This is a genomic window from Candidatus Avelusimicrobium sp. (assembly GCF_050873505.1).
GTDB lineage: Bacteria > Elusimicrobiota > Elusimicrobia > Elusimicrobiales > Elusimicrobiaceae > Avelusimicrobium.
On record NZ_JBNMIY010000012.1, the window covers coordinates 15,247 to 37,687 of the forward strand.

15 protein-coding genes and 1 pseudogene are annotated in these 22,441 nt (G+C 52.2%); 2 read left to right on the plus strand and 14 right to left on the minus strand.

Annotated elements, in window-relative coordinates:
• Positions 1–14: 14 nt before the first annotated feature.
• The 9 genes and pseudogenes from nagE to ACR0QV_RS06740 form a co-directional block, all read right to left on the minus strand.
• Positions 15–1,451, minus strand: a pseudogene (gene nagE, locus ACR0QV_RS06700) (N-acetylglucosamine-specific PTS transporter subunit IIBC); the annotation flags it as partial.
• 12 nt (positions 1,452–1,463) lie between these two features.
• Positions 1,464–3,956, minus strand: a complete 2,493-nt coding sequence (gene ptsP, locus ACR0QV_RS06705; RefSeq protein ID WP_432635642.1) for a phosphoenolpyruvate--protein phosphotransferase — start codon at positions 3,954–3,956, stop codon at positions 1,464–1,466.
• Positions 3,957–4,073: 117 nt separating this feature from the next.
• A complete protein-coding gene (locus ACR0QV_RS06710; protein WP_432635644.1) occupies positions 4,074–10,028 on the minus strand; it encodes an MG2 domain-containing protein in 5,955 nt (1,984 codons plus the stop codon).
• Positions 10,029–10,124: 96 nt separating this feature from the next.
• Positions 10,125–11,717, minus strand: coding sequence for an arginine--tRNA ligase (gene argS, locus ACR0QV_RS06715; protein WP_432635646.1), 1,593 nt, complete (start codon positions 11,715–11,717; stop codon positions 10,125–10,127).
• A 6-nt stretch (positions 11,718–11,723) separates the two neighbouring features.
• Entirely contained in the window at positions 11,724–12,239 is a 516-nt protein-coding gene (gene rsfS / locus ACR0QV_RS06720) for a ribosome silencing factor (protein WP_432635648.1), read from the minus strand.
• A gap of 51 nt (positions 12,240–12,290) precedes the next feature.
• Positions 12,291–13,163, minus strand: a complete 873-nt coding sequence (locus ACR0QV_RS06725; RefSeq protein ID WP_432635651.1) for a LytR C-terminal domain-containing protein — start codon at positions 13,161–13,163, stop codon at positions 12,291–12,293.
• Positions 13,133–14,263 (minus strand): nicotinate (nicotinamide) nucleotide adenylyltransferase, encoded by a 1,131-nt coding sequence (nadD, locus tag ACR0QV_RS06730; RefSeq protein ID WP_432635653.1) that lies wholly within the window; start codon positions 14,261–14,263, stop codon positions 13,133–13,135. The genes ACR0QV_RS06725 and nadD overlap by 31 nt, the downstream gene beginning before the upstream one ends.
• A gap of 9 nt (positions 14,264–14,272) precedes the next feature.
• Complete coding sequence (locus ACR0QV_RS06735; RefSeq protein WP_432635655.1) at positions 14,273–15,544, minus strand: protoporphyrinogen/coproporphyrinogen oxidase; 1,272 nt, start codon at positions 15,542–15,544, stop codon at positions 14,273–14,275.
• A 2-nt stretch (positions 15,545–15,546) separates the two neighbouring features.
• Entirely contained in the window at positions 15,547–16,569 is a 1,023-nt protein-coding gene (locus ACR0QV_RS06740) for an MraY family glycosyltransferase (protein ID WP_432635657.1), read from the minus strand.
• A gap of 33 nt (positions 16,570–16,602) precedes the next feature.
• Here ACR0QV_RS06740 and ACR0QV_RS06745 point away from each other — a divergent pair, with 33 nt between their 5' ends.
• Positions 16,603–17,232: a hypothetical protein gene (locus tag ACR0QV_RS06745; protein WP_432635659.1), complete on the plus strand. Its 630-nt coding sequence runs from the start codon at positions 16,603–16,605 to the stop codon at positions 17,230–17,232.
• 31 nt (positions 17,233–17,263) lie between these two features.
• Here the strand turns inward: ACR0QV_RS06745 and ACR0QV_RS06750 are convergent, their stop codons facing one another.
• The 5 genes from ACR0QV_RS06750 to ACR0QV_RS06770 are packed head-to-tail and all read right to left on the minus strand — an operon-like array spanning position 17,264 to position 21,755.
• Positions 17,264–18,673, minus strand: a complete 1,410-nt coding sequence (locus tag ACR0QV_RS06750) for a lipopolysaccharide biosynthesis protein (protein ID WP_432635661.1) — start codon at positions 18,671–18,673, stop codon at positions 17,264–17,266.
• Between the two features lie 54 nt (positions 18,674–18,727).
• The gene (locus tag ACR0QV_RS06755) at positions 18,728–19,549 is read right to left on the minus strand and encodes a purine-nucleoside phosphorylase (protein WP_432635663.1); all 822 of its coding nucleotides are present in this window, start codon (positions 19,547–19,549) and stop codon (positions 18,728–18,730) included.
• A gap of 12 nt (positions 19,550–19,561) precedes the next feature.
• Entirely contained in the window at positions 19,562–19,915 is a 354-nt protein-coding gene (locus ACR0QV_RS06760) for a YraN family protein (RefSeq protein WP_432635665.1), read from the minus strand.
• Positions 19,912–20,553 (minus strand): ribonuclease HII, encoded by a 642-nt coding sequence (locus ACR0QV_RS06765; RefSeq protein WP_432635667.1) that lies wholly within the window; start codon positions 20,551–20,553, stop codon positions 19,912–19,914. The genes ACR0QV_RS06760 and ACR0QV_RS06765 overlap by 4 nt, the downstream gene beginning before the upstream one ends.
• Positions 20,554–20,579: 26 nt before the next feature.
• Positions 20,580–21,755 (minus strand): hypothetical protein, encoded by a 1,176-nt coding sequence (locus ACR0QV_RS06770; RefSeq protein WP_432635669.1) that lies wholly within the window; start codon positions 21,753–21,755, stop codon positions 20,580–20,582.
• 502 nt (positions 21,756–22,257) lie between these two features.
• On the opposite strand from ACR0QV_RS06770, the gene ACR0QV_RS06775 reads away from it, so the two are divergent.
• On the plus strand, positions 22,258–22,441 hold a 184-nt coding region (locus ACR0QV_RS06775; protein WP_432635671.1), incomplete at its 3' end, for a hypothetical protein.

Here is a 22,441-nt window from a genome sequence, read left to right on the forward strand (position 1 = left end):
TATTTTAAATACTTTTTTATTTCGTCGGAAAGCAAATCCGCTTCCGGCCCGATGACTACCTGTACAATGCCGCTTCCGCCGTTTACCACTCCGCGCGCCCCCAGTTGTTTAAGCGTATTTGTATCCACCTTGGCAGAATCTTTTACTTCCAGGCGCAAGCGTGTGGTGCAGGCATCCAACGATAAAATGTTATCCCTGCCGCCTAAGGCCTGTATGTACTTTTCCCCGCGGGAAAGCGGCTCTTTGGTTTGCACCTGTTGGATAGCCGGAGCGGGTTCTTTTTCTTGGGCGGGTTCCGTGGGGCCAGTTGCCACGCTTTCACGCCCCGGGGTGAGCAAATTCCATTTAGTAATGGCGTAGTAAAAAACAAAATAATAAAGTACGCCATACACAAGGCCCACCGGGAGCAACCGCCAGCCGTTGGTGCCAAGCCCGTAACTAAGCAAATAGTCAAAAAGTCCGGCGGAAAAGGTGAAGCCGAGTTTCACTTGCAGTAAATTCATTACCACCAGCGATAACCCCGTCAGTACCGCGTGTAATACATACAGCGGAAACGCCAAAAACATAAACGAAAATTCAATCGGCTCCGTAATCCCGGTTAAAAAGGACGTAAGCGCCATAGACAGAAGAAGCCCGGCGGTGGCTTTTTTGCGGGCGGTGTCGGCGGCTTTAATCATCGCCAGACACGCGGCAGGCAAGCCGAACATCATTACTGGAAAGAAGCCCGCCATAAAGGTTCCGGCGGTGGGGTCTCCCGCAAAAAAGCGGGTCAAATCCCCGTGTACCAGCGTGTTTACGCCGTTTTGGACGGTGGCAAAATCGCCGAATTGGAACCAAACCAAGTTGTTTAAAATGTGGTGCAGGCCGAGCGGAATTAGCAGGCGGTTAGCCAGCCCATAGAAGAACAACCCAATGCTGCCCGAGGAAATCGTCCAGTTGCCAAACGCGCTGATACCGTGCCCGATAGGCGGCCACACAAAGTAAAACACGCACGCGAGCAGTAAACACACCGCGCCCGTAACAATCGGCACAAAGCGTTTTCCGCCAAAAAAGGCCAAGTAAGGGGGAAGCGCGATATTTTTGTATTTGTTATACAAACACCCGGCCACCGCACCTGTGATAATGCCGCCCAAAATATCCATATTAATAGACGGGTCCAAGGTTTTAAGGGTAGCGGTTAAAATCACGTACCCCACAAAGGCGGCCAAGGCGGCGGCACCGTGGTTTTCTTCGGCGAACCCGACGGCCACGCCGATAGCAAAGATAATGGGCAAATTGGTAAAAACGGCCCCGCCCGCCTGCGAAATAAAGGCAATATTAAGTAAATCCGGCTGGCCCAGGCGTAGTAGCAGGCCCGCAATCGGCAAAACGGCAATCGGCAACATAAGGGCTTTACCCAAACGCACTAAAAACTTACCAACGGAGGCACAAGATTTTTTCAATTTTTCCATAAGTTCTCCTTGTTACAGGGCAAAATGTTTGCGGCCCAAGGCGCGCACTTCCTGTGCCGAGGATAATTCCAAGGCCTGCGCGGCAATTTGGGCGCATTGTTGGCGGTTCAAACGGCGGATGAGCGCCTTTACTTGGGCAATGTTTTTTACTCCGGCGGCCAGTTCGCCTACGCCCAACCCGATTAAAAAGGGCACGGCGGAAAGGTCGCCCGCCATTGCGCCACATACCGCCACGGGGCGGCCATATTTTTTGGCCCCTTGGCAGGTAAGCGCAATAAGTTTTAAAACGGCCGGGTGGAGCGGGTCCGCTTGCGCGCTTAATACCTTATGCCCGCGGTCAATCGCCAGCGTGTATTGCGTTAAATCGTTGGTGCCGATAGAAAAGAAATCGGCGTGCTTGGCCAGTTGCGCGCTTGTGAGCGCGGCAGAGGGAACCTCTATCATTGCCCCCGTCTGTACGGGTTCCTGTAAGCCTAACTTGGCGGCTTCTTGGGCGATGAGGTCTTTAAAAAATATTATTTCGTCCGCAAAGGTTACCATTGGCAGCATTATGCGCACTTGGGAGAGTGGCGTAAGGCACAAAAGCGCGCGGATTTGCGTTCTGAAAAATGCTTCGTTGCGTTTGAACGCGCGGATGCCGCGCACGCCCACAATAGGGTTATCCTCGGGCGAAATCTGTACAAACGGCAGGGGTTTGTCGCCACCCGCATCCAATAGGCGGAACGTGGCGGGGCGGTCCTTGCAGGCGTTTAAAGTTTCCTGATAGACGGCTAACTGTTCGTCCTCGCCGGGTGCGTCTGCCCGGTTATTAAACAAAAACTCGGTGCGTACTAAGCCTAGACCCTCGGCGCCGTTTTGGGCGGCCAAGGCGGCTTCCTGCGGGGCGGACACATTGCCCAACACCGCAATATGCACGCCGTCTTGCGTGAGGGCGGGCTCTTGCGCTTGGGCGGACGCCGCTTGCATAAGGGCCTGCTCCTTTTGGTGGGTAGTTTCAAAATCTTTTAGTTGCTCGGGCGTGGGGTTAATGAGTGCCTTGCCCTCGTCCGCATACAAGAGAACAGTTGCCCCGTCCGGGATTTGGAGCACGCCTTCCCCGGCGTTTACCACGGCGGGCAGCCCCATATTGCGCAGTAAAATGCCCGCGTGCGCGGTGGGCGAGCCGTGCGCCAATACGACGCCTGCGGCTATGCCGGATAAATGGGAAACCTCGGAGGGGAGTAACTCCTCGGCGATTAAAATGCACCCTTGGGGCAGTTTCGGTAGGGCATATTTCTGCCCGCTAAGCCGCCACAAAAGGGAGCGGCGCAAATCTTTTATATCGGCAATGCGCTCCATTAAAAAGCGGTTTTTGGTCTTTTTTAAAATATCAATGCTGGTGCGGACGGCTTCGTTTACGGCGTAAGAGGCTGTTTTCCCACGGGCGACAGCATCCAAGGCCGTTTGGCGCAAAAGCGGGTCTTGCAACAGCCCCAAATGGGCGGACAAAATGTCCTGCGTGGTTTTGTGCGGTTCGGCGGCGATTTTGGCCTGCGTTTCGGCAGTTTCTGCCTCTAACGCGGCGGCCAACGCGTTGCGCTCTTCTTGCGGGTTTTGGGCGTTTTCCTCGTACAAGGCATCTTGCGGTTTAAAAAGGAAGGCCTTTCCTTGGGCGAGGCCCCCGCAGGCGCACAAGCCCGCTATTTGCGTGGCGGCAGAAAAATCCACCGGGTTTTTGGGCTCATCGGCCGGTGCAGATACAGTGGCGGAAACTTGTTCGCCAAAGGCGTTTTTAAAGCCTTGTTCCACTTGGGTTAAAAAGGTTTTGGCTTCGCTTTCCGGCCCGCCCGCCTTTACCGTTACTTGGCTGTTGTATTCCAGCGCGAGGCCCATAATGCCCACTAAACTTTTACCGTCGGCAGTTTTATCCCCATAGCAAATTTGTACGGGATAGGCATAGGCGGCGGCTAGGCGCGCCAGCACCCCGGCTGGGCGTGCGTGCAAGCCGTTGGCGTTTAACACGGTAAAGGGCCCGCCAACCGTAAAGGTTTGGGGGATTTCCTCCGTTTCGTGCGCACCGGGCACAGAAACCGTAAAAAGTTCCGCGCCTGCTTTTACCAGTTCATTAGCAAGGTGTTGCACCTTGGCTTCCGCCGGAGCGGTTACCACCAGCATAACAAGCGAACTGGCGGCCTTGGCAAGCGCCGCGTGGGAAAATTTTAAAAGAGGTTGGCCTTTTTTAACCGTATCGCCCTCTTTGGCAAGCGGAGTAAACCCTTCGCCTTTTAAAGAGACCGTTTCCAACCCTACGTGGATTAAAATTTCTATGCCGTCTTGGGTGATAACCAGCGCGTGCAGGGCTTTGTTAAAATTGATGATTTTTCCGTCCATTGGGGCAAAAATGGTGTCCCCGGCGGGGTCTAGGGCGATTCCGTCGCCAAGCATACGCTCGCTAAATACGGGGTCGGGCACTTGTTCCAGCGGTACAACGGCGCCGTCAAGGGGCGCAAAAACGGTTAAAGGCATAGTAAAATACTCCTTAGAATTACTTTCATTATAGTATATTCTCGGGCGGTTTTTATACGGATTTACATAAAAAATCCCGGCTTGGCAAAAACCAAACCGGGAGCGGTAAAAACAGGCTTATTTATCTACGGTTAAAAGTTCCGTGCCCGTGTGTGCGCCAAATTCGGGCGCGTACATAGACTGCGCCTGCGCCGGGAGCGCGCGGAACTTGCCGGGCACCGTCGGACGGAGCACATACGAAAGTGTTACCTTTCCTGCCGGAACCCGGTTGATAAAGAAGCGGGTGGCCGCGTCGCGCGTTTCGCGGTAGAGGGATAATTTATCCCACTCCCAGCCGCTCGTTAATTCCTCGCTTTCAAAACCGGCGGGTTTGGGGTCATCAAGCAGTACATATTCAAACGCGCTGTCCGTCGTCAGCGTGAGGTGTACTTCCACCTCGTCGCCTACTTTTATTTCGTCCAAATCCTGCACCGGGCGGAGTTTCTGCACGCCGTCTTGCGTAAAGCGCGTAAAGTATTCGCGCGTTACGTTAATAACACCCTTGGGCGACGCCTTTACGTTGGGCGTTTGGTAAAGCACGGAGAGCGAAGCAAAGTCCGTCATTGCGCCTTTTTTGGTAATGGTGGCCGATTGGGCTTTTTCGTTAATTTGGCGGCCCGTGCGTACGAGTTGCAAGTCCTTGGTCCAGTCCATCGGTTCAAAGGCAAAATTCTTTTCCTCTCCGGCCCAGTTTACCAGATAGGTTACGGGAAGCGAGAGCGCGCCTTTGGCCTTCATTACGTCCAACAAGGCAAAAACGGCTTGGGAAGCGGCCTTGGAGTTGTTCCACTCGTTTACTTGGCGGTTGAAAAGGAGCCATTGGGCCATAGCATCTACTTGCGGGGCCTGCGGGCGGATTTCGGTCAGCGCGCGCAGGGTGGCCGTTTGGGTGGTAATGGTGTCGCGGTACCAAACCCAACTTTGCGCCTCGGGGGCGAAATAGGCTCCCGCCAGTTTGTCCTGCTTCATCCGCGAGAGTACCAAGTCCAAATATTGGTTGGCCTTGATATCATCGCCCAAGCGGTGGTAAATAACCGCCGCATACGTTTGTCCGAGCGCCGTCATAAAGCGGGATTGTTCCCCGGCGTAGTCGGCCCAGCGCTTGATGTAGGGCTTGGCTTGCGCAATTTGCGCCCAATTTTGCGGGAACGCGGAAAGCGTATAGGCCGCATACAGGGCTAATGCCACAGTGCCCTCGCTTCCGGTCTTATCCGCCTTTAATTTCTGTTCAATACGCGGCACGATGTAGGCAATCGCCTGTTTGGCTTCGGCCTGCGGAATTTCCGCGCCAAAGGAAACGGCAGAAGCGAACGCATTTAAGGCGTAGAGCGTTAAATAGTCGTCATCCTGCCCGCCCGGGAACCAAGCAAAGGCGCCGCTTTCGTTTTGGAATTTTTTAAGTTGCGTAAGTTCCTTGTTTAGCGTTTTTTGGACCGTTTCCGGGTTGAACAAGTCCACCAAGTCCGCCGTTTTGCTCTGGCGGCCTTGGGCTTGCCTTAACCACGGCGTTTGTTCCAAAAGCGTTAAGCGCAAGGGATCCGTTTCGTTCCAAGCGGCGGTTTGGCCCGTGCGTTTGGGCAGTTTTGAAACCGCTTGTTTAAGTTGCGGATAGGTGGTGTAGAATTGGTGCACCACCGCCAAGGGCGCGTAGCGGTTTAACGTGCTGACAAGGTCCTTGTACGGGGTGGTCAGCAGGTTGGGCATTGCGTTAAGCACCGAGAGCGCCAAACTGGGGTTAATCGTCAGTACCGCTGTTTGCATATCGGCGGCGGGGACGTCATTAAGTTCGGTAAGTTCCAGCGTGTTTTGCCCGTTTTTGAGCGCGGTGTTGACCGTAGCCAAGGTGCGCTGGCGGCCCGGGTAAACGGGGAGCGTCTTTTGCTCGCCGTCGCTCGCCTTGCCACTGCGGGCCGTGGCGGTAACGCCATAAAGCGCGGGTTCATTGGGCGCCGTTACTTCCCACGTTACAAATTCCGTAGCGTTTGCGCCCACGGTTACGCGTTTAACGGTGTCCGTCAGTCCGAAATCCGCAAGGGCGTTTACTTGGTCCTTTTGGATAGCAAGGGCTACCTCGGCCGAAAGTTTTTTGCCCGTTAAGTTGGTAACGGCGGCTTGCAAAATGCCCTTGTCTCCCTCGCGGTAGAAGCGCGGCATTTGCAGGCGGACCATAAAGTCCTTGCGGGTAACGGTGGAAGCGGTAAATGCGCCAAAATCGGCGTTTTTTGTAAGGGCAAAGCCCAAAATATTCCAAGCCGTTAAACTCTGCGGCAAGGTAAATTTAACCAAACTTTGCCCGTTGACGATAGGCAAGGCCGGGTTAAAATACGCAGTAGCCGCAAAATTGGTGCGCGGAGCGTCCGCCGAGCCCGCATCATTGGGTGCGGCGGACGATTCAAAGGCTTCGTCCGCGGAGGTGTCCTCGGCGGTTTCCGCAAAACTTTCCTTATAGGTGGCTTTGCTTTCGGCCAGTTGCGGGGCGGCCGCCATAGCGGACTTAAACATTATGCCGTTAGCGCGCGCGAGCCCCGCCATACGGTAGGAGCGCACCTCCATTTGCAGATTGCTTGCCGGCAAGCGGAACGCGGGTACAAAATCGTTTTCCGTTTTACCCGTAAAATAATTGGCAAAGTAACCGTTGGATTGGTTTACCGTGCGATCCGCCGTTTGGGCGTTCTGCGGGTAAAGCGTCTGCGCCGAAAGCGCGTGCTCCGGCTTGGCGTAATAATCCAGGGATTTGTCATACACCGTTAGGCTGGCTTGCCCTTGTACGGGGCGGCCGGAAGCGTCCTTAACGGTCAGTTTCCAAGCGGTTTCCTGGCCGGGGCGGACCTCGTTGGGTACGTCAATAACGGCGGTCAAATCTTTGTTGTTAAAGGGCACTTTTACCGTGGCTTGGCCTTGGTGGAACGTGTAATTGCTGGCCCCAAACCAAGCAAGCGCGAGCCCGCCGCGTTCCTCTTGCTCCACCGGGAACGTATAAACCGACACGCCGCCGGGCAGTAAATCCTTGCGCGTGAGGAAGGTTTCCCCGCGATAGACTTCTACGCGTTTGGAACCCGTTAAGTTGCCGGCGCCTAATAGTACGCGCGCGGTTTCCCCGGGGTAATATGTATCCCGCTGGAAGAGCGTAACGTCCGGCAGTTGCAACTGGGAGCGGACATCTGCCACCACAAACACCATACTTTGCGTGCCGGCTTTGTCGGCCTTTAAGGTCAGGCGGTAAACGCCTTCCGGCAGAGCGGGTAAAGACAACACTTGCTCCTCGGCCTTTTTAAAGGAAATATCCCGCGTGAAAGCGGTTTTTACTTCCTTGGCGTTTTTAAATTGGTTTTCCAAGGTGTTTACCGGGCGCGGATAGAAGCGGTCGTCCTCTTGCGCACTCGGCAAGGTGTTTTCCAGTAAGGACACCTTTACGGAAACCTTGCCCGTTACGGCGTTGCCGTCTGCGTTTGTAAGCGTGAGGCGGGCAAAGTCGGGCGTTTGGGTGTTGGCGTCATAGAAGCCTTGCGTAAAGTCCAGTTTAAAGAGTTTGGCAAGGGTGCTCACTGTAAACGCTTTTTGGGTGCTGATAGCGCGGCCGCTTTCGTCCAATACTTCGGCTTTAACGACGTATTTGGCGAAGGTTTCGTCCTTTTCCTGCTGGCGGGGGGTAAAGGTAATTTTAAAGGAACCCTTTTCATCTGTTTTAGCGGTGCCTTGGGCGACTACTGTGTCGCCGTCAGACGGCGGAAGCATCTTCCACCAATAGAAGGGCGGCAAATAGTCCTGGCGGGTTACCGTATAATTAATGGCGGTGCCTGCCAAGGGGGAACCGAAATAATACTGGGCTTGGCCTGTTACCGTGGCTTCCTTGTTGTATTCGCGGGTGGCTCCGTCGGTGGACAAGGTGATTTCGTAATCCGGGCGTTTGTATTCCTCCACTTGGAACGATTGATAAGTGCGGTAAGTGTGGTTGTTGGCCGTCAAAGACGCCTGGATTTGAAAATATCCCAACATCGGGTTATCCGGCAGGGTAAATTCAGCCTGCGCGGTGCCCATAGCGTTGGCGGTGGGGCGGGCGGTAAAAACGGTGTTGCCCGATGTGTCCGACACCTTAATTTCTACGCGGTGGTTGGGCAAAACTTTTAACCCGCGCGGCAAGGTTTCAAAAGCGTTTAGCGAGAGATAAACCTTTTCGCCGGGGCGGTAAATGGCGCGGTCCGTTTGCAGGAACATACGCACGGGCTCGTTATTGTAAAAATGGAAATAGAGCGCGGGCGTAAAGGCGCGGCTGCCGTCCTTTTCGGCCAGCGGGCTGATGAAATAGTTGTTATTGGTACTTCGGTTGGTGCTGACCGTAATGGGGCGCACAAACGCGGCGGAGCCGTCGGCCTGCGTGGTGGCCTTTTGGCGGTTGCCTTTCCAAGTGGTAATGATATCCAAATTGACATTTCCTTCCGTGGCGCCTGTTTTTAAATTGGCGGTATATACGCGGAAAACATTGGGGCGGAAGGTTTGCGTTTTGCCGGACAAGGTGGCAACGTATTTATCCGGGTTGTCCTCAATGGCGCCGGTAACGAACAGGGCCAAATCGGTGGCGTTTAAAACGGCCCCTTGCACGGGTGCGGAAGCGGCGTCAAAGGACGCATCGTAACTGGCCAGTACAAAGTAGAAGCCGTTTTCCAACGCGGGGAGCGCAACCGTGGCCTTTTGCTCAAAATACGGGCGTTCGTACGTTACGGGCGCAGAAGCGGCTTTATACGGGGCGCGGGAAAGCACTTCCTGGATGTTTTTGCCGGACAAACGCGTGAGGAAATCCCACGAGTTGACGGTGCGGCCCACTTGGCCTGCGCGGTAAAATTTTAATAGTTCCTCGTACGAGGTTTTATATACGCGGACAAAAACTTCTTTGGCGTTGCGGGCCGTGAAAGAGAGTTCTATTTTTTGCGGATTAACGGCCTTGGGCAAGGCGTTAAAGGAAAGTTCCTTTTGCAAAATTTGCTTTTCCAGCCGGGCGCATTGGGTGGCGTAATAGCCGTTATTTAAGCCCTTGCCAAAGCGTGCAATTTTGAGGGCTTCTGTGCGGTCGCCGTCTCGGCGCCACAGAAGTTCGGCGGCCTGATAGGCGGCATACGAGCGGCCGTAGTCAGTATTGTCGGCCGATACATAGCCTTTAATTTTGTTCCAAAAGCCCATTGTTTGCGGGGTAAGGCCGCTAATGACGTTTAACTGGCTGACGGCGGCGTTAAGGGCTTTTTCTTTATTTTTAAGTTCAAAAAAGCGGCCTTGCATAAAGGGCAGTAAAATAAAATCGGTCTGCCAAAAGATTTTGGCGTTTTGGCGGCCCTTGCCGTCTAACAAATAGGCGGTTTTTAAGAGATACGCTAACTTTTCGGCCTGCTCCTTTTGCTGGGGGAAAACCGTGGCGTAGCCGTCTAAAAATTCTGCGTTTTCCAACCGGGCGAGCGCTACGGGCTTTTGCGCGGTTAAGCGACGCTGCCACTCAAAAACCACATAGTCAAACAGCGTGGGGATGCGCTGCGTGTCGGTTTCCTTTACGTTTAAAATAAGGGTTTCGCGCTCAACCGGGGCGTTAATGAGGGCGGCGCGCATAGCCCAAAGCGTTTCGTAATCTTGGGTGATGCGGGCTTCCCACTCGTCCTTGGTCCAGGCTTCGGGGTCGTTTTGCGCGTCCTTGGAGTCTATTTGCCGTTCGTTTAACAGCCGGCGGTAAACCGAGGAGGCTTGGTCCGAAATTTGGATACGGTAGAGCAGAAAGCGCGCCTTCCACAAATCGTTGTCCGGCAGGGTGTAGCCCCAAATGGTTTTTGCGGCGTTTAAATATTCGCCCAAGCCATATTGGCACGCGGCGTAGCGCAGTTGGGCGTGCAGGCGGTCGTCGCCGGTGGCGGATTGCATTAATTGCTTGTATTGCGCAAGAGCGGACGTATAGTCGCCTTTTTCAAAGGCTTCCTCGGCCTTGGGCAAACTTTGCGCGCCTAGTGCCAGCGGCAAAAGCAAAATGCCTAAAATAAGATGAAGTGTTTTTTTCATATAATTCCCCTTTATATAAAAAGTACCAGAGATGAAAAATCTCCGTCCGCCAGAGGTGGATAGAGATTTTTCGTTCTGTTTATAATTTGTCCGGGCTTACATTTGTTCCGGCGCACTAACGCCGATAAATTCCAGCCCTTTCTTAATCCGTTCCGCCACCCGTTGGCAAATAAACAAACGGGATTTGGTTTGTTCCGGATTGTTCTCGTCCAGCACGCGGCAGGTGTCGTAGAACGCGTGGAACAGGCCCGCCAATTCAACCAAATAAGTGGTCAAATGGTGGGGGCTTAAATCCGCAATGCAGTTGCGCAGGACGTGTTTGAGCCAAATCAGTTTTAACAAGAGGGCTCTTTCCTGCGGGGCCAGCGGCGTGGTAATGCCGTTGTAGTCGGTAATGCCCATTTCCGCCGCGGCTTTAAAGATAGAGTGAATACGCGCGTGGACGTATTGCACATAGAAAACCGGGTTTTCGTTGGTGCGCTTTTTGGCCAGGTCCATATCAAACATCATATGGGCGTTGGGCGTGCGGCTGGCAAAGAAGAAGCGGCATACGTCTGTGCCTACTTCGTCCATTAACTCGCGCAGGGTGATAAAGCGGCCCGCGCGCTTGGACATTTTTACCTGTTCGCCGTTTTCAATCAAATGCACCAGTTGGTGGATAATCGGTACAAAGGTTTTTTCCTCGTGGCCCAAGGCGTGTACGGCGGCCTTCATACGCGGTACATAGCCGTGGTGGTCGGCGCCCAAAATATCAATTAAGGTGTCGTAACCGCGGTCGTATTTATTTTTGTGATAGGAAATATCAGCCAAAAAATACGTCGGGCGGCCGTCGTGGCGCACGAGCACGCGGTCCTTGTCGTCCTGCGCTTCGGCGTCCTTGGTGGAGCCGAACCAAACCGCGCCGTCTTTTTCGTAGGTGTAGCCTTTGGCCGTTAAGGCTTCCAGGGCCTTTTTGGGGGCCTGTTCCTTGTGCAGGTCCGATTCGCGGAACCAGCGCGTAAAATCAACGTGGAAATCCTTCATATCCTGCTGTTGGGTTTTGATTAATTCTTCCATTGCCCAGCGGCCGTATTGGTCTTCGGGCAGGTCAGCGGGGATACGCTTGGCTAAATCAATTAAGTAAGAGCCGTGATAGCCGTTTTCCGGCGGTTCTTTGCCCTCTTTGCGGGCCTTGACGGATACCGCCAACAGTTCGGCCTGGTTGCCTGCGTCGTTTACGTAATATTCGCTGTCGCAGGAGTAACCCAAGGCGCGGTGAATTTTAACCAAACTGTCGCCCAAACTGGCCCCGCGGCCACTGGCAACGTGCAAGGGCCCGGTGGGGTTGGCGGATACAAATTCAATTAAAATATTGTGTTTGGAGGTTTCGGCATTGCGGTCTTTAATGCGGCGGTCGGAGGCGCAGGTAATGATGAAGTTGTCCTCCAACTTTAAATTGATAAACCCCGGCGGGACGGCTTGTGCATCGGCAATGCCGGTCAGTTCGCGCAGGACCTTGCAGGCCTCTTTGGCGATTTCCAGCGGGTTTTTGTGTAACTTTTTGGCGGCAGCCATTGCCCACACGAGCGAAATATCCGCCCCGGTATGGGCGGGCGCGGGGGCAAATTCCACTTCGGGCAATTCACAGCCCTTAAAGTAGTCCGCGTTGGCGAGTTTTAAAGTGATGTCTTGTTTTAATTTTTCTAGCATAAGAGGTTATTTCGTTTTAGCGGTTTTTTTAGTCGTTTTTTTAACGGTGGTCTTTTTTGCGGCGGTTTTTTTGGTAGCCGCTTTTTTGACCGTGGTCTTTTTGACGGCCGTTTTTTTGACAGTTGTTTTCTTGGGCGCTGCCTTCTTGGCGGGGGCCTTTTTTACCGCTTTTTTAACAGGTTTTTTATAGTCAATTTCTTTACCGAAACTGAAAATTTTATCCAGCGCATAGAAATCGCGCGCTTCCGGCGTCATAATATGGGCCAAAAAGCCGCCGTAGTCGCTCACGCGCCACATATTGCTTTCGCCGCCGTCGCGGTTGGCTTTGTAGTAGCCCAGTTCTTTTAATTTTTTGCTGATTTCTTCTTCCACCGCGTCCAAATGCGGTTTGGAGGTGGCGGATACGATTAAAATATAATCGCACAGCGAAGAAAGTCCGCACAAATCTATTACTTTAATATTCTCGGCCTTTTTGTCATCGGCAAGTCTTGCCGCCAGGCACACGAGTTCTTTGGTATCCATAAACCACCTCTGCAAATAGCGTTATAACTGCAATAAAATTAGTCTAGCATTTTAGAGCGGCATTTCAAAGTCCTTGCCCAAGATAATGCGTGTATCGCATATTACGTTGGGGGAGGAATCGGTCTTGATTTCGCCGTTTATGCCGATAGCGCGGCTTAACTGTTTTACCTGCACCAGCCGCCCGCTGTAATCCACGATAGAGGATGTTTCCTGCAACGTGGGGTAATTGTCGTACTGCAATACATCTACGCGCAAAAGGCCTTTGGCGTTTTGGTCGCGCAAAAATTGGGTTAATTTAAGGGCAAGCCCGCGCTGGCCGGAAGCGTTTAAAATTTCCACCACTATCGGGCGGTCCTTTTGCGCCAGGGGAGCCATATCCTCTACCAAAGGTACCACCGGGACCTGTTGTTTTGCCTTTTTAGAACGCTTGGAGGACGGGGGGAGTTTTAGCGCAAAATCGGCGGCTTCCAACTGCGTAAGTTCCAAGGCGATAAGCGTAAACTCCGCCGGGGTCAAATCGGTACGTTTGTCGTGCCAGGCCGTAATGTATTCCCAGACCGCCTGCCCGATAATAAGCGGGTTGTAGCGCCAATTATTTAAGGCTTCTTTAAAAGTATCCCAAGCTTGCTCTCTGTCAGAAATTTCGGGAGTAAAAAATTTAGCGTGGTGTAACGGTTTGCAGGCGTGCGGGGCGCACTTGTCCGCGCGCACGCTGATGGCCGCCTTGCGCGTGGAAGGATTATAAGAAATATCCATCGCGGGCGAGGTCAGCACCGATAAATGTATGGTGTCCTTGGCTCGGGTGGTTAAAATTTGCACCGTGCGCGAGGTGAGTTGTGCCCAAATGGCCCACGCAAATAACGCCGTGGCGAGGAGCATCAGGCACCGCTCGGTTATTTTTCTTGCTTTATTAGATGGTTCCATAAGTTTGTCCCCAGCGGGCAAAGCCATTTTTGCGTGTCAATGGTAAACAAGAGTTTGCGGTTGGCCGCATAGAGCAGGGCTTTGTTTAAATCCTGCAAGGCCAAATTGCGGATAACGAACGCATCCTTGTATTTGCGGTCCTTGGAGGAAATATCCGCCACGAACAGAATTTTGGAAAGCGTGCTCATATGCAAACTGCCCAAGGTATGCTCGGCAATGGCGCGGATAACGTCTTTATTGGTTACGCCAAATTCGTGCTGCGCGAGCCACGCCGAAACGTAACTGTGCAGTAAACTGGGCTCCATACGGCAGATATCTTCAAAAAACGGTACTTTAATTTTATGCTCTTTGCAGAAAGCGATGAGTTCCGGGCCGGAAAAGCCTTTGCCCGCATCGTGCAAAATGCCCGCCTTGACGGCGAGTTCTACATTTACGTCGTAAATATCGCTAAATGCGGCGGCCATTTCCGCCACGTTTTTGGAGTGCAAATAGCGGTTCGGCTTTAAATGGGTTTTTAGCCAAGTGTGTATATCCAACCCGTAGAGATTGTTCTCGCGGATAGTCGGGGCGATGACCTCGGGCACGGTATCCGGCACGTCTCCGCAGGCTAAAATGTGCGCGCGGACACGGCTGGACGAGAGTTTAGGGAAGAAGCCCGGCAAAAATAAGTGCCTGAACTGGGCGGGGTTTTCGTTATATCCCTTGCGTTTGCCCGCCACTACGACGGCATTTTCAAAAATGTAATCGGGGTTCTTCCAATTATGCAAATCGTTTAAGCAGTCCGTACCCACCAACAGGTAAATTTCCGGGTGGTCGTAGCGTTTTTTAAGGTACTGCACCAACTGGTACGTGTAGGTTTTGCCGCCTTGTTTGAGTTCGTAATCGTCAAACACGATATTCTTGCCAAAGCCCGCAAACGCCTGTTTGAGCATCTTCATCCGCAGGCGGAAGGGGGTAGGGGATTTGGCTTTAAAGGGGGAGTGATAGGCCGGAACGATATGCGCAACATCCGGCGCGATGACCTTCATCGCGCGGCGAAACAAGGAAACGTGGCCTTTGTGTACGGGGTCAAAACTGCCGCCAAAAACGAGAACTTTCATAACACCTCATTATACAAGTTTTTTGGCTAATTCCAAGCCCTCTAAAAGGGATTTTTCCATAAAGGAATACTCCCATTTACCGTACCGTCCCGCACAAAAACACCCGCGCCCGGCCAACGCCTTTAAGGCTTGGCTAACGGCGCTTGCGCGGTATTTGTCATAAACGGCGTAGGCGTAAGGCAAGGACTGCCAGAAGGAAAATAAAACGTCGTCGCTTTCTTTTATTATACCTTTTTGGGCTAACGCCTTCCAAATGCGCTCTTCGCCCGCTTGGGTGTGCGGGTAATCCCCGGGCAGTTCCACATAAAAGGCGCTTACTCCTTGGGGTGCATTGGCGGGGGAAAAACCGCTTTGCAGGCCGATACGGTAAAAGGGGTCCTGTTTATCGGGAAAATAAATCCAACTAAACGGCTTTACCTTGCGCTTAATGGCAAAATTATAGACCGTAACTTGCGTATGAACCAGTTTATCCGCCAGCGTAGCAAGTTCCGCTTCCCCGGTTAGGCGCAATAGTTCAGGCAAGGGCAAGGTGTTTACCAAGTAGTCAAAGAAAATTGTTTTACCCTTGCATTGGGCGGTTTTGTGGGTTAAATCTACGCGCGTAACGGGCGTATTTAGCGATAAATGCGTGATAGAGCGGGTTAGAGCGTCTGTAAGGGCCCCGCATCCGCCGCGTGCCGGGTAATAAAAATACGCGTTGTAGCCGTAAGATTTTGTAGGCGGCTTGACGGCGCTTTTTAATACCTCGTCCACGGTGGGGGTGGGCACAAAGTTGCCGCACCAGTCGCAAGTCATCTCTTTCGGGTCGCGGCCCCAGAGTTTGGTGTTATAGGGGCGCATAAAAATTTGATATACGCCGGGGCCGAAGGCGTTTAAGCACCACTCTTTAAAGTTTTTAGGGGCGGTTTTGACTGTTCGGGCGCACGCGAGCAGGCCGTTTACGCATTGTTGCCGTTCTGCTTCGGGCAGGGCAAATAAATTGGCCTGAAACGGGAACGGCACGCGGGCGGACCCGGTGTAAATCCAGGCGCGCCTTTTTAAACGGCGCAAATTTGCGCCTAACAGGCTCTTTACCAGTTGTTTGCCCTGCTTGGTGTGCAGGTGCAGCAGGTGGCCGCTAAAATCAAAGGTACAGCCGTTTATCACTTGGCTTTTGCATAGTCCGCCCGGGGTACTTTCCTTTTCTGCTAACAGATAGTCCGTTTTGCCCGCTTTTTCCAGGTGGTAAGCGGTGGAAAGCCCGGTCAGCCCGGCGCCTAAAATAAGAGTTTTAACGTGCATAATTAATCCGCCGGAAGTTTAAGTAAATAAAGTGTCAGCGCAACAGCCGCTACGCCTGCCGCGGCAAAAAGCCCAATGACGGTAGAAAACCCCGCGCGGGTAAGTCCCCACGCGCAGGCGTTGCACAAAAGCCCCGCGCCCGCAAATGCGGCTACAATATACCCCGGTTTCCACCCGGCTTTTTTTAGCCGCAGGGCGATATGGTCCGGGCTGCCCTTTAAGGGATTTTTACCCTTTAACAGGCGCGCCAAACTGACAAAGCCCGTATCAAACAAGGGAACCGCCAAAATAAAAAGCGGAGCCAAAAAGCCCCAGTCCGTGTGTCCGCTGTACCCGGTGCCGATAGATAAAGAAGCCACCATAAAGCCGATAAAGGTGGAACCGCTGTCGCCCAGAAAGATTTTTTTGCGGACGTGGTTGTACGGCCAAAAGGCAAGGCACGCCCCCAACAGGGATAAGGCCGCAAAATTGACATATACATATTCACCGGGAAGCGCAATAAACGCTAGTCCCAAGGTGCAGATAACGCCTTGGCTTACGCACAGGCCGTCCATAATATCCAGCAGATTAAAGGCGTTTGTCAGCCCGGCCACCCACAAAAACGTAAGCGGCCACGCGAGCCACGGGGAAGGAAAAACGCGTATTACAATGCCGTAGTAAATAAGTGCCGCCACCGCCGCCAGTTGCACGAGCAGTTTTAGGGCGATTTTTACGCCATTAGGTTTATTTAAATCGTCTATGAGTCCCAACAGAAAAACGAGCAGTCCGCCCAAGCAAATGCCGCGCAGGGTGTGCAAGGTTCCGCTTGGAAAGGCGGTTGTCAGGCGGATAAAAACCAGCCCGGATATCATCCCTAAAAAAACGCCGCACCCTCCCAATACCGGCACGGAGCCCTGGTGTGTTTTTAGTCCGCCGGGTACGTCCAAAAACGCCCGCGCGGCTACCCGGCGCAAAAGCGGCAAAGCACCCGCGCAAACCACGCACGAAACGATACCGGCCAGCAGATAAAGGACAAAAGGTTTCATAATATTTATAATATCATAATAAGGAGATAGGATATGCTTAAAAGAATTTTAACATTTTCGTTAGCCGTATGGCTTTGCGCGTGTGCGGGGGGGCAAATCAAACAAATTCCGCCCGAGGTGCGCGCTTATAAAAAAGTAGATTTCTTTATTGGCGGGCGCACGCAGGCGGCGTTTAAGGCCGTGGGGCAGATGAACGAGGACTATGTAGAGGGCGTTTTGCGCATTAAAAAAATCGGCGACGGGGATTATGATGTTCTGCTGATGACCGGGGCCGCCTACAAGGTGCTGCACGCCACCGTCAGCCCCGAGGGGATTGCCTACCGCTATTTGTTTAAAGACGCCGATACCGCCGTGGTGCGCGGGCGCATTACGCAATTTTTAAATTTGCTCCTGTCCGAGGCGGGCGTTCTTCAAAAACGCCGCGTAAAGGACGGCGAAACCACGCTTACTTACCAAGGGCGCAACGCCAAGGAACGCTTCTTATACCGCGAGGGGGAAATTTATCCTTATGCAGCCCAGTCGGTAACGATGCTAAATACCGCAGATTTATTTTACGATGAATATGCCTTGTTAGATGAAGAGGGCGAAGTGAGCGTGCCGCACGTTTTGGTGTATAAAGACGGCAACATTACGCTGGATTTGACGTTAATCAGTTTACGGTAATAAAAAAGCCCGGCGTAACAGCCGGGCTTTTTTAGGCCTTCCTTAAAAAGAGGTACATCCACCCGGGGTATAGCGTAAGTAAAATTACTTTCGCCCACACATTGCTGCCAAAATACCGGGCAATACCCACCGTGGCCAAGCAGACGAGCAACATCCCGGCCAATTTTTTGTATTCGTAGGGAATTGGATAGACCTTTTGCGTAAAGGCAAACAGCGCGGCGGCCATTACCGCGTAACTGACGGCTACCGCCCAACCCGCACCCAAAATGCCGATATGCGGAACCAGCGTTAGGTTTGTCGTAATGCTGGCGGCGGCCCCCAAAAGGGTAATCCACATCAGCACCTGCGTTTTTTTGGTAATTACGGGCCCTACCATAAAGTTAATATACAACCCATAGAAGAAATACCCCGTTACAATCAACGGGATAATGGCAAGCCCGCCCCAGTAGTTGGGGCCGATTAAGTGGAAATTGCCGAAGATATTGCTTTGGATAATGTCCGGCATTAAAAAGGAAATCCCCAGCAAAAACCACGAGCCGAGCGCAAAAAAGAACGATAACACCTTGGCAAAGGTATCTTTGGCGTCCGCGTCCTTGGCGTGCGCTAAAAAGAACGGCCGCCACGCTTGGTCAAACATAGACACCAAAAGCATCATAAAAACGCCTATTTTAAAGTTCGCCTGATAAATACCCACCTGCTCCGTGCCTACCAAATGCACCAAAATCGGCTTGTCAATTACGCTGACAAGCAGGCTCGCTACTCCGGCAGGAACAAAGGGCCACGCAAAGGACCACATTTCCTTTTGCAGTTTCCGGTCAAAGTCAAAGGGATTATGCCCCTTTAATTCGCCCCACCAAACAGGCGTTAAAATCACCAGCGAGGCCAGCGACGCCCCGATATTGGCCCACAAAATAGAGTTCGGCCCGCGGTGCAAAACCGCCAAAAACAGCACATTTAGCGCAACATTTACCACAATGGAAAACGCCCGCACGCCCGCAAAATACCACGCCCGCCGTTCCAAGCGCAACTTGGTAAAGGCAATCATATTTAGAACGTCTAAAAATAAAATCGCGGCCGCCAGGTGAAAGAGCCCAAAATTTTCGCCAAGTCCCCACCAAAGGGATACTTGGGGGGCAAACGTGTACAGTAACCCGCCCAGCACCAAGGCATTGGCCAAAACGCCGTAAAAGCATTGGCGGAAGACCTTATGTTTGTTGTCGGCTTCGCTCGCAAAGCGCAGATAACTTTGGTCCAACCCAAATAAAAATACCACGCTCAAAAGCGCAATGGCCGCAAATACGGTGGCAATCGCGCCGTATTGCGTGGGTTGCAAATAATAGGTGTAAAAGGGAACTAAACAGAAATTAAGCAGCCGGGCCAGCACCGTGGAAGTGCCGTAGATAAGGGTTTCTTTGCCGAGTCGTTTGATGTCCTTAGCCATAAAAACAAAAAAATCCGCACGGGCTTTTTATATACCCGTGCGGATAAATAATCCTTATAATTTGACGAACAAGATTTCCAGCAATTTTTTGAATTTGCCTTCAATTTTCTTCGTTTCGCTGATGGTTTGCGCGTGGGAAAGCGGCTTCTTTTCAATGCCGCAGCCCATATTGCTTACCCAAGCAAGGCCCAATACGCTAATGCCGCATTGGCGCGCCACCAACACTTCCGGCACTACGGACATACCAACGACCGTCGCACCCCATTTTTTGAACATTTGGATTTCGGCCGGGGTTTCAAAGTTCGGGCCCGTAGCCGCCAAATATACGCCTTCGCCCGCGGTTACGCCCGCTTTTTTGGCAGCGGCGAGGGCTACCTTGCGCATACCCTTGTCGTATGCTTCGGAAAGGTCAAAGAACATCGGGCCAAAGGCCGGGTCGTGGTTGCCGATGAGGGGGTTGTTGCACATAAAGTTAATGTGGTCTTTGAGCACGCACAGAGCGCCGGGTTTCAATTTGAGGTCCATAGAACCGACGGCGGCGGAGACCAAGAGTTTTTCCACGCCGAGCATTTTTAAGGTGCGGATAGAAATAGCCAAATCCTTCATTGCGTGCCCTTCGTAATAGTGGAAGCGGCCCTGCATTACCACAATGTTGCGGCCTTTATAGACGCCGAAAATCAAGTTCCCACTGTGGCCGGGCACGGTGCTTTGCAAGAAACCGGGAATAGACGTATAAGGAATTTTTATTTCTTTTTCCAAAGGCGGTATGGAACCGGCCAAACCGGACCCGGTGATAAGAGCAATTTCGGGCTTAAAGTTCTTCGTTTTTTTGTTGATATAAGCGGCTGCTTTTTTTACCTGCGCGAGTTGAGTCATATTCCCTCCAAGTTACATTGTCGTTCGTGCCGGGATGAACGCGTTTTCTATCTGTTCTATCTTTTCCGGCAGAACGCAGACTACATCAAATCTAATACTATCAAATTTTAAGCCCTTTGCTTTCAAATAGGCTTGGGCCGTAAGCGCGATTTTCCTTTGTTTGGCCGGAGTAACCGCCATAAGCGGCCCGCCAAAGGCCGTGTAAGCGCGCGTTTTTACTTCTACAAACACCAAGGTTTTTTTATCCTGCGCGATGATGTCAATTTCGCCATACGGAGCGGAAAAATTACGCTCCAACAGACGGTAACCCTTGGCCTTTAAAAACTTTGCGGCGCGTTCTTCGCCCGCTATTCCCAAGGTATTCACGGCAAAATGGACGGCGCCAATAGTTTGTGCACCGGGGCAAACGAACGGCGGTGCTCCGGGCACGGGCCCAAGCGGCGCAAGGCGTCCATATGCTTGGCCGTTCCGTAACCCTTGTGGCCGGCAAAATCGTAACCGGGATATAATTTATCCAGCACGGCCATATAGTGGTCCCTGGTAACTTTGGCTACAATGCTGGCGGCGGCAATCGCCAAGGATTTGGCGTCCCCGTCTATAATGGGTTGTTGGTTGGCTTCCAACCCGCCAATGGGATAAGGCCCGTCCACCAGCACGACGGAATTGGGGATGTGTTCAAATTTTTTGAAGGCGCGGCGCATAGCCAAAAAGGTGGCTTGCAAAATGTTTAAGCGGTCAATTTCGGCGGCTGACGCAAAACCTACGCCAAAGGCCGCATCCGAGGTCTGTAAGCGTTTAAAAAGGTCCTCGCGTTTTTTTTCGGTTAATTTTTTGCTGTCGTTTACGTCGGTAAAGTCCGCCGCGGCCGCAGGGGGGATAAAGCAAGCGCAAGCCACCACGGGGCCCGCCAAGGGGCCGCGCCCCGCCTCATCCACGCCGATAATAAAGTTGCACTCGGTGCGGATGGCCTGTTGTTTGTCAAAGTTAAATAGGGGGCTTAACATACAAGTATTATAGCAATATTTTCCCGTCAGAAAATAGGCTGTTGCAAAATGGTTACGCGTTTATCCCCGCGGTAAAAATTAAGCGGGTTTTGGATAAACTGCTTGTACAAATATTCATCCCGCTTGTAATTGGGCAGGCTGGCGGGCTTGGCTATCGGGATAGAAAGGTTGAAGTTGACCGTTTCCTCCACCTCTTGGCCTTGCTGGTTGACGATGGTGCCCGTGCGCATTTCGTTTAAGTGCAAATGCAATTTTTCCGGGCGGGAATATTCGTGCGTGGTAATGCGCAGGCGCAGGGATTTGTCTTTATTATAAAGGGCGAGCGCCTTGGCTTTGGCATCAAAAACCACGGTTATCGGGTCGCGGAAATGTTTTTCGCCGTTGATTAAATAGCGGTACAAGTGCGGCAGAAATTCCAGCGGACCGCTGTAATTATAGACGTCAAATTCCTGCCCGTTGCCCACGGTGAATTTGCTGTTTAAATTGACGTGGCGGATACCGTGCTTGGGGTGTTTGGGCGTTAAGAATTTTTCAAAGGAAAAGACCAAATCCCGCGCGTTAAAATTTTTGGCTGTCAGGCGGGAAATATCGTTCGTAAAGCGCACGCGCAAGGTGGCTTGGTGCGCATTGGGGGAGAAGACCTTTTGGAACTGGGTGCGGTTTTCCGCCAGAAAGCGCAGGCGTTTTAAAAAGCGCAGTTCCAAATCCCGGTTATTTTGCTGTTCCACACGCTTAAAAAGTTGGGTCAAATGGGGGGTAAGAATATAAAAATATTTTTTGTAATAGGTGGAAGCAAAGGTTTCAAACATATTGGGTCTGTGGTACTTGTCCGAGAGCGCCCACCATTGGCGCAGGGCCTCGGTCGGGTTTTTGTTCCCTTTTAACAGTTCTTTGATATGTTGGTGCGGGCTCATCGGCATCCGGCGGGATAAGGCTTGCCCGGCGGCTTGGGTTTGCGTGGCCAGTTTAGCATTTATTTTGGCGGTTTGGGCGGCTATTTTGCCCGAATTTAAGGCGGCGGCTTGCTGTACGGCGCGTGCGGCTGCGGTTTCGGCCGGGAGCACAGGATTAACTTTGACTTTGGCGGCTTTGAAGGCACGGCGTGTAGAGCGGAGCCCCTTTTGCGCGTTAGCGGGCAGGGCGGCATTTAATACAAAAAAAGCGAGGAACAGCGGGATAATTTTTACGATGTGTGTGTTCATACTAACAGTATAACACGAGAGTTTTGCAAAAAGAAAGGGCTAAAAGACCTAGGCCGCTTATAGGCCCTTTTAGGCAAAAGTAAGAGGAAGGGGGCACCTTGTTTTATTTATTGTTGCCGTTTTGTTGGTCGCAATCTTGCAAAAAGAGTAGGGTTCCATTAGTCAAAAGGGCGCGGACGAGTGGCCGCCCGCAGGGTGCGGCCTGCAAGGTGCGGCGCGCAGGGGCGGCCTGCAAGGTGTCGTCATCCCGGAAGGTTTTTATCCGGGATCTGTCGTTGTTGTTTCGTTTCTTTGCTACATTACAAAAAATGTATGGTCCAATAAATCAAAAGGGCGCGGACAAGTGGCGGCGCGCAGCGCTTTTTTAAAGGGGTTGTTTCGTTTTTTTTTTTTGTTAAAATTTTGATAAATCGCGGTGGTCGTACCCGGATGTATCCGCTGTAAAAAAACGCGTATAAAAGGCCGTTTTGCTCAAATATAAAGGCCTTAAAAAGGAGAAAAAATGAAAGGATTTACCTCTATTTTGTCATCCCCGAAGGTTTCTGTCGGGGATCCGTTTTTATTAAAAAAGGAAAACGACAGATTCCCGACTGCAACACTCGGGAATGACAACAATAATAACGACAGATCCCGTAACCCTGCGGGCCGCCCAACCCTACGGGATGACGGCTTAACAACAAGTGGCC